Origin of the sequence: Hyphomonas sp., from assembly GCF_041689225.1 — a bacterium.
In the GTDB taxonomy this organism is placed as follows: Bacteria; Pseudomonadota; Alphaproteobacteria; order Caulobacterales; family Hyphomonadaceae; genus Hyphomonas.
Genome location: NZ_JBDNGN010000069.1, coordinates 1 through 13168, shown reverse-complemented (window position 1 = coordinate 13168; position 13168 = coordinate 1). Strand labels below are relative to the sequence as shown.

Genomic DNA, 13168 nt, shown 5'->3' with positions numbered 1-13168 from the left:
GAACTTTGGACCTGACAGGCGCATCACGTATCGTCGTCATCGGCGGCGGCCAGGCTGGCGCGCAGGCTTTGCAGTCCTTGCGCCAGGGCGGCTATGCCGGGGCGTTGACGCTCGTCGGCGATGAACCTGCTTTACCTTACCAGCGCCCGCCGCTCTCCAAGGCCTACATGAAGGGCGAAATGACCGAGGAGCGCCTCTATTTCCGGCCGGCTCCGTGGTATCAGGACCAGAATATCGAAGTCATCCTCTCGACCCCCGCCAAAAGGGTCGACCGGGCCAATCGCACGGTCGAACTCGCTCATGGCGGCCACCTCGACTATGACGCGCTGATCATCGCGACCGGTTCGCGCCCCCGCGTCCTGCCGACCAAAGGCGCGACACTTCACGGCGTTCACGACCTGCGCGACCTGTCAGATGTCGAACGCATCCGCCCGAACATGATCGCCGGCCGCAAGATGGTGATTGTCGGGGCTGGCTATATCGGCCTTGAGGCGGCCGCCGTTGCCCGCCAGATGGGCCTCGACGTCACGGTGCTGGAAATGGCGCCGCGTGTGCTAGCCCGTGTCACAAGCCCCGTAATGAGCGATTTCTTCGAAACCGAACACCGCGCCCAGGGCGTGCAGATTCTCACCGGCGCCCGCCTTGACCATCTCGACGGCGACGGCGACAAAGTCACCGCCGCCATACTCGCTGACGGCGCCCGGATTGACGCCGACATCGTGCTCGTCGGCATCGGCATCCTCCCCAACGAGGAACTGGCCAGGGACGCCGGCATCGCCTGCAATGATGGCATCCTGGTCGACCGCGACGCCCGCACCTCCGATCCGCGCGTGTTCGCGGCCGGCGACTGCGCTAGCCGCCCGCTCGTGCATTACGGTCGCTCCGGTCGGCTTGAAAGCGTCCACAATGCCATCGAACAGGGCAAGCTCGCCGCCGCTGCCATCCTGGGCAAGCCGCGCCCGGTTGAAGACTGCCCGTGGTTCTGGTCAGACCAGTACGACCTGAAGCTCCAGATCGCGGGCCTCAACCAGGACTATGACGAGATCGTCGTGCGCGGCGACCCGAAGGACCGCAAGTTTGCCGCCTTCTACCTGCGCAATGGCACCCTGATTGCAGTGGATGCCATCAACAGCCCGCCGGAGTTCCTCGCCTCGAAAAAGCTCATCATGTCAGGGGCAAAGCTTGCGCCTGACGTGCTTGGCGATACATCGATATCCATGAAAGACATTGCAGCGGCAGCCCTTGCCGCCTGAAGGAGACAATACAGCCCATGACCAAGATTATTTATGTAGACAATAACGGCACCGAACGCGTCGTCGAGGCCACGAATGGCGAATCCGTCATGGAAGCAGCCGTGAAAAATTCCATTCCCGGCATTGATGCTGACTGCGGCGGCGCCTGCGCCTGCGCAACCTGCCACGTCTATGTAGACGCCTCGTTCATGGACAAGGTCGGCGAGCAGCAGGAAATGGAAAAGTCGATGCTCGACTTTGCCGAGAACGTTCAGGAAAACTCGCGCCTGTCCTGCCAGATCACGATCTCCGATGCACTCGACGGCCTCAAGGTCACGACGCCGGAAAGCCAGCACTAGTCTTTGGCCGCCTATACAGATCTCCTCGCCGGCATCACACATGATGCCGCGAACGCTGCCACTGTGGTCATTCCGGACACATGGATGCAGGGTCGCACGACCTATGGCGGCCTAACCGCTGCGCTTTGTCTCGAGGCCGCTGGGCCACTGGCACCCGGCATGCCCATCCGGTCGGCGCAGGTTGCCTTTGTCGGACCGGTTGGCGGCGAAGTGACCTGCACGCCAACCTTGCTGCGTCGGGGCAAGAACACCGTTTTCGTGTCCGTCCGCATGATCGGCACCGAGGGCGTGGCCGCCGAGGCCATTTTCGCGTTCGGTGTTGCCCGCGAGTCGGCGCTGCGGTTCGCAGACCTGCCGGCTCCCGACGTCACCTCGCCGGAAGAGACGGCAAGCTATTTCGGGGATAATCCGAACCGCCCCAATTTCACGCGCAATTTCAACATGCGCCTGGCTGCGGGTACACGGCCTATCTCGGGATCGAACAGGGGCGACGTGTCGATCTGGATGCGCCATGCCGATCCGGCGGCCCCAACCGACGCCGTGGCGCTGCTCGCCATTGCCGACGCACCGCCTCCGGCAGCGATGTCCATGTTCACCGCACCAGCACGCATCAGCTCGATGACATGGATGGCGGAATTCCTGACCGACGAGATCACCACCACAGATGGCTGGTTCCTCGCGCGCCACGTGGCCGAGACGGCACGCGACGGCTATTCCAGCCAGGCCATGACCCTTTGGAACACAGCTGGCGAACCGATGGTGATCGGCCGCCAGACGATTGCGATTTTTGGGTAGGTTGGCCTGGCTGTCCTAGTGGACCAGCACGGCTTTCAGGCTTTCAAGATAGTCGAAATGTTCCTGAAGTGCAGCCTTTGCCGAGTCATCCTTGTCGAGCGCCTGGATCTTCAGCAGCGTTGCATTCATTTCCACCTGGACCTCTTCGACTTTCACGCCTTCAAGGTCGCGCGCTTCTTCGGCGAGGATCGTCAGGCCGTCAGGCGTGATGTCGGCAAAGCCGCCGCGCACGAAGATACGCATCTTCACCGCGTCGCCTTCAAGAACGCGCACGACCCCGTTCTTCAGCGTCGTCATGAACGGTGCATGGTTCACCAGCACGCCGAATTCGCCGTCCGTACCCGGCGCGATCACATGGTCGACCTCGCCAGAGAAAAGTTCCCTGGCGGGCGACACGAGAGAGAAGTGCAGTTTGTCGGCCATAAGGCTGATCCTGTGTCTTAAGCTGCGTCTGCCGTCATCTTGGCGGCTTTGGCTCTCGCTTCGTCGATATTGCCGACCATGTAGAAGGCCTGCTCTGGCAGGTGGTCGAACTCGCCGGCGATGAGGCCCTGGAAGCCCTTGATCGTGTCTTCGAGTTTCACCTGCACGCCTGGCGAACCGGTGAAGATTTCAGCCACGTCGAACGGCTGCGACAGGAAGCGTTCCACTTTCCGGGCACGGGCCACGGCCAGCTTGTCGTCTTCCGACAGTTCGTCCATGCCAAGAATAGCGATGATGTCCTGCAGTTCCTTGTATTTCTGAAGGATTTCCTGCACGCCGCGCGCAATGTTGTAATGGTCTTCGCCAACGATGCGCGGATCAAGGATACGGCTGGTCGAGTCGAGCGGATCCACAGCCGGATAGATGCCTTTTTCAGCGATCGAGCGGTTCAGAACCGTGGTCGCATCAAGGTGGGCAAACGAGGTGGCAGGCGCAGGGTCGGTCAAGTCATCTGCAGGCACGTACACGGCCTGGACCGAGGTGATCGAGCCCTTGTTGGTCGATGTGATCCGTTCCTGCAGCATGCCCATGTCGGTGGCCAGTGTTGGCTGGTAACCCACAGCCGAAGGAATACGGCCGAGCAGGGCCGATACTTCGGCGCCGGCTTGCGTAAAGCGGAAGATGTTGTCGACGAAGAACAGGACGTCCTTGCCTTCTTCATCGCGGAAATATTCTGCCTGGGCGAGGCCGGTCAGGGCGACGCGGGCACGTGCACCCGGAGGCTCGTTCATCTGGCCGTAGACCAACGCGATGCGGCTTTCGCCTTCCAGGTTGATAACCTTGGATTCGATCATCTCGTGATAGAGATCGTTACCTTCACGCGTCCGCTCGCCGACACCGGCAAACACCGAATAGCCACCGAACAGTTTCGCGATATTGTTGATCAGTTCCATGATCAGGACCGTCTTGCCCACGCCGGCACCGCCGAACAGGCCGATCTTGCCGCCCTTCACATAGGGGCAGAGCAGGTCGATCACCTTGATACCGGTGACGAGCACTTCGGACTCGGTCGACTGGTCGGTGAACGGAGGCGCGTCTGCGTGGATCGAACGCCGCATGTCGGTATCGATCGGGCCGCGCTCGTCAATTGGCTCGCCGATAACGTTCATGATGCGGCCAAGTGTGGCAGGACCAACCGGCACGATGATCGAGCGACCAAGGTCAGCCACCGGATTGCCGCGAACCAGGCCCTCGGTGGAGTCCATGGCGATCGTGCGGACCGTGCTCTCGCCGAGGTGCTGGGCAACCTCGAGAATAAGGCGGTTGCCGTTATTGTCGGTCTCAAGCGCGTTGAGGATGCTTGGCAGCTCGCCGTCGAACTCGACGTCGACCACTGCGCCAATGACCTGTGATACGCGGCCTGTTGCGTTTGCTGGAGTACTCATGCGGGTCGTCTCCTTTGGAGCGGATGTCGTCTTGGGTGTTGAAACGGGGGCGGCTGCAGCCGGGACGGGCGCGGCAGCGGGTGAAGATGATGTCTTGGCTTGGGCAGGCTTGCAGACGCCGCACGCGCGGGTGTCTTTCTGGCCGAGCGCCTTGGCGCCGGCATCGGCGTCAGCGAACGCGGCAAAGGGCCCATGCCACTTGTCGTCGTCGTTCGTGGCATCGCCACCAACGCCAGCGCCATTATTGCAATAGCGGCAGTCGGACGCGTGGATACGAGCCCGCTTGCTGCCAAAGTTTTCGTAGATCCAGAAGCTCATCTTGTTTCCTACACCGCCTCTGCACCGGAGATGATCTCGATCAGCTCCTTGGTGATCTGCGCCTGACGGGCGCGGTTATATTGCAGCGAAAGGGAATCGATCATGTCACCGGCATTGCGCGTGGCATTGTCCATCGCGGTCATGCGGCTGGCCTGCTCGCCGGCTGCGCTTTCCAGCATGGCCGACAGGATCTGGGTATTGATATAGCGCGGCAGCAGTGTCTCGAGGATCTCGGTTTCCGAAGGCTCGTAGCGATAGATCGCACCCTTGAGGTCCACGGTCTCGGCATCGGCTGGTGCGGATGCCGGGATGATCTGCTGCGCGGTGGGCACCTGGGTCAGAACGTTCTCGAACTGCGAATAGACCAGCGTTGCAACGTCGAACTCACCATCATCGAAACGCTTGGTCAGCGAAAGGCCAAGGCCGATCGCGGATTTGGTATAATTGCCGCCTTTTACATCGGCCAGGTCAACATGGCCAACGAACATGTCGCCATAGTCGCGTGACAGCTGCTCACGGCCCTTCTTGCCGACAGTCAGTATCTTGACCGTCTTGCCTTCGGCCCGCAGCTCGCCAATCTTCAGCTTGGCCAGTTTCACGACATAGGAGTTGAAACCGCCAGCCAGGCCGCGCTCGGCGGTCATCACGACGATCAGGTGCGTCTTGTCATCACCGGTACCCGCGAGCAGGCGTGGTCCGCCCGCACCGGCCGATGCCGACAGGTTCGCCAGCACCGACGCCATGCGCGAGGCATAGGGCCGCGAGGCCGTCGCGGCGTCTTGCGCGCGCTTCAGCTTCGCCGCGGCCACCATTTGCATGGCCTTCGTGATCTTCCGCGTGGATTTCACGCTGGCGATCCGGCTCTTGAGGTCCTTCAAGCTGGGCATGTCAGGCCTTCTGGTTGTTCAAACGGTGCGTCAGGACGGGCGGGATCAGGCGAATTTCGACGTGAAGTCTTCCAACGCAGCTTTCAGCTGCGCTTCGGACTTGTCAGACACGGCCTTCTCGTCACGGATCGTTGCGAGCAGGTCCTTCTTGGCACCGCGCATATGGGCCAGCAGTTCCTTCTCGTAACGGGTCACGTCATTGACCGGCACCTTGTCGATATAACCGCGCGTACCGGCATAGATCACGCAGACCTGCTCTTCCATCAGCAGCGGCGAGTATTGCGGCTGCTTCAGCAGTTCGGTCAGGCGTGCACCACGGTTCAGCAGGCGCTGGGTGGCGACATCCAGGTCGGAACCGAATTTCGCAAAGGCGGCCATCTCACGATACTGGGCGAGTTCACCCTTCATCGAGCCGGCAACCTTCTTCATCGCTTTGGTCTGGGCAGCAGAGCCCACACGCGACACCGAGAGGCCGACGTTCACGGCCGGGCGGATGCCCTGGTAGAACAGGTCGGTTTCCAGGAAGATCTGGCCGTCGGTGATCGAAATCACGTTCGTCGGAATATAGGCCGACACGTCATTGGCCTGGGTTTCGATGATCGGCAGGGCCGTCAGCGAACCGGCACCAGCCGCATCACCCATCTTCGCCGCGCGCTCGAGCAGGCGCGAGTGAAGGTAGAACACGTCGCCCGGATAGGCTTCACGGCCTGGAGGACGGCGAAGCAGCAGCGACATCTGGCGATACGCCACAGCCTGCTTGGACAAGTCATCATAGATGATCAGGGCGTGCATGCCATTGTCGCGGAACCATTCGCCCATCGTGCAGCCGGTGAACGGCGCAAGGTACTGGAGCGGAGCCGGCTCGGAGGCCGTGGCGGAAACAACGATCGTGTAGTCCAGCGCGCCGCGCTCTTCGAGCGTCTTCACAACTTGCGCAACTGTGGAACGCTTCTGGCCGATGGCGACATAGACGCAGAACAGCTTGTCCTTGTCGGACTTGGCCGCGTCATTGGTTTGCTTCTGGTTCAGGATCGTATCGATGCAGACAGCGGTCTTGCCGGTCTGGCGGTCACCAATGACGAGTTCGCGCTGGCCACGGCCAACCGGGATCATGGCATCAATGGCCTTGATGCCCGTCATCATCGGCTCGTGCACGCCTTTGCGCGGGATGATGCCCGGCGCCTTGACGTCGACGCGCGAACGACCGGCGAGGTCCTTCAGCGGGCCCTTGCCGTCGATTGGTTCACCCAGCGGGTCAACGACGCGGCCCAGCAGGCCCATGCCGATCGGGGCAGACACGATCTCGCCCGAACGCTTGACGGTGTCGCCTTCCTTGATGGCGCTGTCGCTGCCGAAGATCACGACGCCGACATTGTCGCTTTCAAGGTTCAAGGCCATGCCCTTGATGCCGCCGTCGAACTCGACGAGTTCGCCAGCCTGCACGCTGTCGAGGCCGTAGATGCGGGCAATACCGTCACCGACTGAAAGCACCTGGCCGACATCTGAGACTTCGGCGTCGACGCCAAAGTTTTCGATCTGGGTTTTCAGGATGCCCGAAATTTCTGCTGCGCTGATATCCATCGAGCTGACTATGCTCCCTTCATGGCGGTGTTCATGCGATCAAGTTTGGCGGCAATGCTGGCATCAACGAGTTTCGACCCGATGCGCAGCTGGATGCCGCCGATGAGCGAGGCATCAACCTCGCTTGTAAGTTCAACCTCGCCGCCAACGGCCTTGGCGAGGATCGATTCGATGCGGGCGCGCTGGTCGCCCGTCATGTCTTTTGCGGTGCGCACAACGGCGCGCTGGACGCCGCGCTGCTTCGCGTAAAGTTCGTCAAAGGCGATCTGCGCCTGTGCAATCTCGCCCGATCGGCCATTCGTTGCCATCACGCCGACGAAATTCGACATCAGGGCGCCAAGACCGGACTTGGCCATGATCGCGGCCAGCGAGTCGACTTTCTCGCCGCGCGAGAAGGCCGGGGAATCAAGCAGGATGGTCAGGTCTTTCGAGCTTTTCGCCATCTCGACGAATGCCTTGAAATCGCTGTGGACCTCGGCCAGCTGGCCCTTGTCCTGTGCCAGTTCGAACAGTGCCCGCGCGTAGCGCCGGGCAGCTTCACTCGCATGTGTAGGTGTCGATGCCGCCAAGGGTCCAGAATCCGTTGCTTGTCGGGGCGGGTAAGGCCCGGAATTATATTAAAGGAACAGCGTGCCCGACACGCGCGCCCCATTGATCTGTGCGCCGCTTAGCACCAGAAAATCACCCTGACAACACGACCGCAGCGCCAATTTCTGCGGCGGAATGGCACGTGACAGGCAGAACGCCGCTTACATGAACGAGTATGGGTCAATATCCACCGATACCCTTACCGGGCGCGGCAGCTTCAGCCGGGCCATCCAGGCCGCCATATAGGCCGAAAGATCAATGTTTCTCGGGCTTTTTACAAGGAATCGCCGCCGGTGGCGTCCGCGCAGCACGGTGATCGGTGCCGGGGCCGGGCCAAACAGCTCGATTCCCGCCCCGTTCGGCGCTGCCAGAGATATATCGCGGCAGGCCTCTTCCACCATCTCCGCGCTCGGCGCCGACACGATCAGGGCCGCCAGCCGCCCGAAAGGCGGCAGGCCCAGCTCCGCGCGCACATCCCGTTCGATCTGCAAGAAGCCATCCCGGTCCCCGTCGGCCAGCGCCATCATGGCCGGATTGTCCGGCGCATAGGTCTGCACCAGCGCCCGCCCCGGCCGCTCCGCCCGTCCGGCCCGGCCTGCCACCTGGCTCAGCAACTGGTAAGTCCGCTCCCCGGCCCGCAGGTCGCCGCCCTTCATGCCCGAATCGGCGTCGACCACACCGACCAGCGTCAGGTTCGGGAAATTGTGCCCCTTGGCCACGATCTGCGTGCCGATCAGCACGTCGATCTCACCCGTCTCCATCCGCTGGATAATCCCGCGCGTCGCATCGCCGCCCATCGCCGTGTCCGACGAGAATATCTCGATCCGCGCCTCCGGCATCAGCACGCGCACCTCCTCGGCTACCCGTTCCACCCCCGGGCCGACACCGATCAGCGAATCCTTCGCCCCGCAACTCGGGCACACGGTTGGCTTCGGGATCGAATACCCGGTCACATGGCACACCAGCCGCCCGCTATAGCGGTGCTCGGTCAGCCAGTTCTCGGTGCCCGGCGTCTTCAGACGTTCGCCGCACGCCTTGCACAGCACAAGCGGCGCATAGCCCCGCCGGTTGAGGAATAGCAGCGTCTGCTCGCCTGCCGCCAATGTGTCCCGCATGGCATGGATCAGGTGCGGCGACAGCCAGTGATTCTTCTCTGGCGGCGCCCTGCGCAGGTCCACCAGCTCGACATCCGGCAACCGCGCCGCGCCCGGCCGCGCCGCCAGCATAAGCCGCGCATAGCGCCCGGCCTCGGCATTCACCACTGTCTCAAGCGCCGGCGTCGCCGAGGCCAGCACCACGCCTGCCCCCTCCAGCTTCGCCCGCATCACCGCCATGTCGCGCGCATGATAGGTGACGCCGTCTTCCTGCTTGTAACTGCCGTCATGTTCTTCATCGACAATGATCAGCTTCAGGTTGGCATAAGGCAGGAACAGCGCCGAGCGCGCCCCGATCACGATCCGCGCCCGCCCATGCGCCGTCTCGCGCCAGGTCCGGCGGCGCTCTTTATCTGACAGGCCCGAATGCCACGGCGCGGGCGCTGCCCCGAAGCGCTCCTCGAACCGCGACAGGATCGCCTGCGTCAGTGCGATCTCCGGCAGCAACACCATCACCTGTGCGTCGGGGTCCACCCGCAGCGCCTCGGCAATCGCCTCGAAATACACTTCCGTCTTGCCCGAACCCGTGACGCCGTCCAGCAGGAAGGCCGCAAAGCCCCCGGCCCGCATCGCCGCCTTCAGCGCATCCGCCGCCTCGGCCTGCTCACCGGTCAGGACAGCGCCCGGCAGGTCCGGCTGCGGCACCGAAAACGGCGCATCCGCCGCCATCTCCTCGGCCCTGAGCGCCCCCGCACTCACCAACCCTTTCACCACCCCGCTCGACACCCCTGCCGCCGCCGCCAGCGTCGCCGCATTCGCCGCGCCCACCTCCTCGGCCGCATCCAGAACGCGCCGCCGCGTATCGGTCAGTTTCTTCGGCTGCTCCTCCGTCAGGTGGAACACGGTCTCGGTGGGCGACGGCAACAGCCCGCCGCGCGCCCGCAGCGACATGCCCAGCACATGGCCCGGATGTGACACGGTATATTTCGCCGCCCAGCCGATGAACTCGCGCATCGCGGTCGGCATTGGCGGCACATCATGGACAGACAGGACCGGCTTCAACTCGCGCCCCTCCGCCGCTTCATCGCCCAGCAGGTCCCACACAACCCCCAGCCGCTCGGTCTGCCCCAGCGGCGCCGTGACGTAGCTCCCGACGCGCACATCCATCCCCTCCGGCACCGCATAATCGAACGGTTCGGGCAGCGGCAGGACAAAGAGAATCCGGGCAACAGGCATGGCGCACGGCTTAGCGCCGATCCTGCCGGGCGTCATCCCGCCCAAACAGGGTGCCGTGAGTTGCAATCGGCGAAGCGCCGCCCGTTCCACACGATTAGAGCCTGAACAGGCGCGAGGACCCACATAATTCTACCCGCAAACTTCGGGGGGAATGGGAATGAAGAAAGTCATTATTGGCTTGGCTGGCTTGATGGCCTTGGCGTTGAGCGCATGCGGCAAAGACAGCCCCGCCCGATCCGGCTCAACCATCGCGGCAACGGGCAACACCATTGAGGAAGCCCGCCAGCCGGCTTTTGATCGTTTCGATATCGGCCGACTGGACAGCGAATTGTCGAAACCGGTCACGCAGGGCCGGCTGCTGAATATCGCCTACCATTTGTCGAAAGACGGTCAGGTCGAGGCATCTGGGTTTCACGGCATACGCACGCCGGCGGGCAGCGACCCGGTGACCCAAGACACGATCTACAGGATCTATTCCATGACCAAGCCGGTGACGGCTGTCGCGGTCCTGATGCTCCCTGAGGACGGAAAGATCGATCTTGATGCGCCCGTCAGCCAGTACCTGCCTGAGCTGGGTTCCCTGAAAGTCTTCGCGGGAACAGATGCGGCCGACAAACGAGGTCTCGCACCCGTCACCCATGCTCCAACCGTACGTGAACTGCTCAGCCACACCGCCGGCTTCGGCTACGGCTTCACGACGGACGATTATGTGAACCAGCAGTACCGGAAAAAAAACGTCGAGCGGGCGCCCGATTTTGATACCCTGCTTAAACGCGTTGGAAGCATTCCGCTACGCTATCAGCCCGGGGAAGGCTGAGAGTATTCAATAGCATCGGACATTCAGGGCGCCTTGATCGTACGCGTCTCAGGCATGACGTTTGAGGCCTTCCTCGAAACCCGAATATTCCAGACACTGGATATGCAAAGCACGGGTTTTTCGATCGACGAATCTGACATCGGCCGACTCGCCGACATCACCCGAAAAGCTGCTGAGCCGAACACGCTGGCACTGGCCGAGCCACGTGACCAACGGATACGGAGCCACGAAACCAGGTTCCCGTCCGGCGGGGCCGGTCTGCTTTCCACCTTGAAAGACTATGACCGGTTCGCCCACATGCTCCTCGGACGGGGCACACTGGACGGGGTTACGCTCCTGAAGCCCGAAACGATCGACCTGATGTTCGGCGACCTTGCGACGGCAGCCATCAAGACAGGCGGCGGCCAGTTTTCCGGGCCGGGACGCGGGCGCGGCTATGCTCTGGGCATCGGCGCTGTCACCGAACCCACAATGCGGCGAAACGGGCCACCTGTCGGAACCATCTTTTGGAGCGGCGCCGCTGGCACTTGGTTCTGGATTGATCCTTTAAACGACATCGTGTTCATCGCCATGATCCAGAGCGTACCGCCGGTTAAGGAAGTTCAAACCTTGTCGAACGACATCGTCTACCACGCACTCCTGTCCGACTTCGCGGATCTGCCATAACGCCGGGACCTCAGGCCAAACGGCCCCGAACCTGCCGCGCGCATAGGAACCTGCAAGTGTGGTCAGGGCCGCGCCGCGTCGAACAATGCGCGCAGCTCTGCCGACGCTTCGGCGAGCGGCGACTCATCTCCCGCTACCCGGCACTGGATCAGCGCGCCTTCCAACACCGCGATCGAGAAACGGGCCAGCTTGGCCGCGCGCTCCGGTGCGATCCCGCTCTTCCGCGCCGACACTTCCAGCACGTCTGACCAACCCGCGAACGCCGCAACGCCCGCCGCGCGAATCGCATCCTGCTCCGGCACGGTTTCCAGCAGCGTCGTCGTGATAGGGCAACCATCCCGGAATCCCGACTGGCGCATCCACCCCGCCAACAATGTCAGATAGCGCGCGATGAGCTCGCCCGGATCCTGCGCCTCGGCCGCCAGGTCCTGCAGCGTCGCCGTCACCTTTGCCCCAGCCAGCGCCACCGCCTCGGCCCCGATCTCGGCCTTGCCCGCCGGGAAGTAATGATAGAGCGAGCCTTTCGGCGCGCCGCTATCGTTCAATATCTCGGCAAGTCCCGTCGCAGCATAGCCCTGCCGGCGAAACAGTTTCACGGCGCTGGCGAGAATGGCGTCACGGTGTTTACGCGGAGCGGGCATGGAGATTCCTCGGCAATCGAACAAATTATATAGACCGGTCTACATTACTCGTCTATAGCGGCCCCATTAACAGAGAGTGAGGTCACACCATGAACCATGGCGTTCCAGACGGGTTTGCCCCCCATTTCCGCAAAAGCGGACTGACCGATCCCTGGGAGCCGCTCTTTTCGCGTAATACCGGCGACGCGATTGTTATCGGGCTCCGCGCCGGTCCGGCCCATGCCAATTCGCGTGGCTTCGTCCACGGGGCCGTGATCACCGCCCTCGCCGACAATGCGATGGGGCTCAGTTGTGGCCTCGCGCTGGACGGCGCGTCGGGACTCGTCACCGTCGGCCTCTCGGTCGACTTCCTATCCACCGCCCGGCTCGGCCAATGGCTCGAAATTCGCCCTGTCGTCTTGAAATCCGGGCGCAACCTCTCCTTCTGCAGCGCCACCGTTCAGGCAGACGACACGCTCTGCGCCCGCGCAAACGCCACGTTCCGTGCCTTCATGCCAGAAAAGGCGCCTGCATCATGACCGCCACCGATCTCCTCGCCACACTCCGCGCCGTCAATGATAGCGCCGCCTTCAACCGCTGGGCAGGCTTCACCGTCGCGCGCGCCGCGCCTGGCGAAATTGATCTCACCCTCACATGGCGCGATGATTTCGGTCAGTATGCGGGCTTTCTCCATGCCGGCCTGGCTGGCGCGCTTATCGACACGGCCTGCGGCTTTGCCGCCTTCACCCTGTCCGGCCCCGTCCTCGCCTCCCGCTACAGCGTCAACTGCCTTGCCCCAGCAATTGGCGAGCGCTTCATCGCGCGCGGACGGGTGGTGAAAGCGGGCCGCAAGCAGGTCTTTACGTCTGCCGAACTGTTTGCAGTAAAGGCCGACGTCGAGAAGCTGGTCGCTACCGGCGACGCCATCCTCGTGCCCACCGCCCCCTGAGGCCCAGACGGCGTCTCTCCACCCCCTTATCCAGCCCATACCGTACCTGCGCTATACTGCGCCGCATGAGCCATCCGCCCGATATTATCCATCACGGCTTCGAACAGGCGCGTTATGCCCTGTCGGCGGTGATCAACATGACCGATGCCCACCTGCGG

General features: G+C 62.7%; 12 protein-coding genes and 1 pseudogene. 6 read left to right on the top strand and 7 right to left on the bottom strand.

The genetic code is table 11. From position 1 onward, the window contains the following. The first annotated feature begins 5 nt into the window (after positions 1–5). The 3 genes from ACESNB_RS06120 to ACESNB_RS06110 are packed head-to-tail and all read left to right on the top strand — an operon-like array spanning position 6 to position 2386. Positions 6–1253 (top strand): NAD(P)/FAD-dependent oxidoreductase, encoded by a 1248-nt coding sequence (locus ACESNB_RS06120; protein WP_373005375.1) that lies wholly within the window; start codon positions 6–8, stop codon positions 1251–1253. 17 nt (positions 1254–1270) lie between these two features. Further along, the gene (locus ACESNB_RS06115) at positions 1271–1591 is read left to right on the top strand and encodes a 2Fe-2S iron-sulfur cluster-binding protein (RefSeq protein ID WP_373005373.1); all 321 of its coding nucleotides are present in this window, start codon (positions 1271–1273) and stop codon (positions 1589–1591) included. Between the two features lie 3 nt (positions 1592–1594). After that, a complete protein-coding gene (locus ACESNB_RS06110; protein WP_373005370.1) occupies positions 1595–2386 on the top strand; it encodes a thioesterase family protein in 792 nt (263 codons plus the stop codon). A 15-nt stretch (positions 2387–2401) separates the two neighbouring features. Here ACESNB_RS06110 and ACESNB_RS06105 read toward each other — a convergent pair whose 3' ends face one another. From ACESNB_RS06105 to ACESNB_RS06080, 6 genes are all read right to left on the bottom strand, one after another. Next, entirely contained in the window at positions 2402–2809 is a 408-nt protein-coding gene (locus ACESNB_RS06105) for an ATP synthase F1 subunit epsilon (protein WP_373005367.1), read from the bottom strand. 17 nt (positions 2810–2826) lie between these two features. Further along, complete coding sequence (atpD, locus tag ACESNB_RS06100; protein ID WP_373005443.1) at positions 2827–4254, bottom strand: F0F1 ATP synthase subunit beta; 1428 nt, start codon at positions 4252–4254, stop codon at positions 2827–2829. Between the two features lie 326 nt (positions 4255–4580). After that, positions 4581–5459: a F0F1 ATP synthase subunit gamma gene (locus ACESNB_RS06095; RefSeq protein WP_373005364.1), complete on the bottom strand. Its 879-nt coding sequence runs from the start codon at positions 5457–5459 to the stop codon at positions 4581–4583. Positions 5460–5504: 45 nt separating this feature from the next. After that, positions 5505–7040, bottom strand: a complete 1536-nt coding sequence (gene atpA, locus ACESNB_RS06090; protein WP_373005360.1) for a F0F1 ATP synthase subunit alpha — start codon at positions 7038–7040, stop codon at positions 5505–5507. 8 nt (positions 7041–7048) lie between these two features. Further along, a complete protein-coding gene (gene atpH, locus ACESNB_RS06085; protein ID WP_373005357.1) occupies positions 7049–7609 on the bottom strand; it encodes an ATP synthase F1 subunit delta in 561 nt (186 codons plus the stop codon). A gap of 180 nt (positions 7610–7789) precedes the next feature. Next, entirely contained in the window at positions 7790–9958 is a 2169-nt protein-coding gene (locus ACESNB_RS06080) for a primosomal protein N' (protein WP_373005355.1), read from the bottom strand. Positions 9959–10109: 151 nt separating this feature from the next. On the opposite strand from ACESNB_RS06080, the pseudogene ACESNB_RS06075 reads away from it, so the two are divergent. Continuing rightward, a pseudogene (locus tag ACESNB_RS06075) lies at positions 10110–11441 on the top strand (serine hydrolase). Positions 11442–11503: 62 nt separating this feature from the next. Here the strand turns inward: ACESNB_RS06075 and ACESNB_RS06070 are convergent. Then, positions 11504–12082 (bottom strand): TetR/AcrR family transcriptional regulator, encoded by a 579-nt coding sequence (locus tag ACESNB_RS06070; RefSeq protein WP_373005352.1) that lies wholly within the window; start codon positions 12080–12082, stop codon positions 11504–11506. A gap of 89 nt (positions 12083–12171) precedes the next feature. On the opposite strand from ACESNB_RS06070, the gene ACESNB_RS06065 reads away from it, so the two are divergent. Then, a complete protein-coding gene (locus tag ACESNB_RS06065; protein ID WP_373005349.1) occupies positions 12172–12600 on the top strand; it encodes a PaaI family thioesterase in 429 nt (142 codons plus the stop codon). Next, positions 12597–13010: a PaaI family thioesterase gene (locus ACESNB_RS06060; RefSeq protein WP_373005346.1), complete on the top strand. Its 414-nt coding sequence runs from the start codon at positions 12597–12599 to the stop codon at positions 13008–13010. Before ACESNB_RS06065 ends, ACESNB_RS06060 begins: the two co-directional genes overlap by 4 nt. The last annotated feature ends 158 nt before the right edge of the window (positions 13011–13168 follow it).